Source organism: Streptomyces sp. NPDC041200 (assembly GCF_055591805.1).
In genome coordinates, this window is sequence record NZ_JBVIZF010000142.1 from 1 (window position 1) to 1,046 (window position 1,046).

1 protein-coding gene is annotated in these 1,046 nt (G+C 68.0%); it reads left to right on the forward strand.

The window, feature by feature from the left end; genetic code table 11:
- Positions 1–36: 36 nt before the first annotated feature.
- A partial coding sequence (locus ACZ6CL_RS43030; protein ID WP_468947059.1) for an acyltransferase domain-containing protein occupies positions 37–1,046 on the forward strand: 1,010 nt, incomplete at its 3' end.

The window sequence follows — 1,046 nt, forward strand, 5'->3', positions numbered from 1 at the left end:
TTCCTGTTCACCGGCCAAGGCGCCCAACGAGCGGGCATGGGACGTCGGCTCTACGACACCTACCCCGTCTTCCGGGACGCGTTCGACGAGGTCTGCGCGACCTTGGACCAGTACCTGGAAACCGAACAGCCCATCAAGGACATCGTCTTCGCCGAGGACCAGGGCCCGCTGAACCAGACCCGCTCCACCCAGGCCGGACTGTTCGCCCTGGAGACCGCGCTCTACCGCCTCGTCGAGTCCTTCGGCGTCACTCCCGACTACGTCACCGGCCACTCCATCGGCGAACTCACCGCCGCCCACATCGCCGGAATCCTCACCCTGGATGACGCCTGCTATCTGGTCGCCGCCCGTGGCTCACTGATGCAAGCGCTCCCGTCCAGCGGCGCCATGATCTCCGTGCGCGCCACCGAGGAACAGCTACGCCCGCTGCTCGAAGGACGCGAACACCAGGTGGCCATCGCCGCCATCAACGGACCCACCTCCCTCGTCATCTCCGGCGACGAACAAGCCACCACCGACATCGCCGCCACCCTCGCCGAAGACGGCATCAAGACCCGCCGCCTCACCGTCTCCCACGCCTTCCACTCCCCCCACATGGACGCGATGCTGGACGAGTTCACCCGCGTCGCCGCAGAACTCACCTACCACTCCCCGATCATCCCCCTCGTCTCCAACCTCACCGGCCAGCTCGCCGACCCCGACGACATCACCACCCCCGCCTACTGGGCCCGCCACGTCCGCCAAGCCGTCCGCTTCGCCGACGGCATCACCACCCTCCACACCCACGGCGTCCGCCACTACCTCGAACTCGGCCCCGACGCCACCCTCACCACCATGGCCCAGGACAGCCTCCCGGACGACACCGACGACACCACGTTCATCCCCGTCCTCCACCGCGACCGGGACGAGAACCACACCCTCCTCACCGCACTCGCCACCGCACACACCCACGGCATCACCATCGACTGGACTCCCCTGCTCGGCGACACCTCCGTTCCCACCGCCCTCCCCACCTACCCCTTCCAGCGCCAGCGCTACTGGCTGGA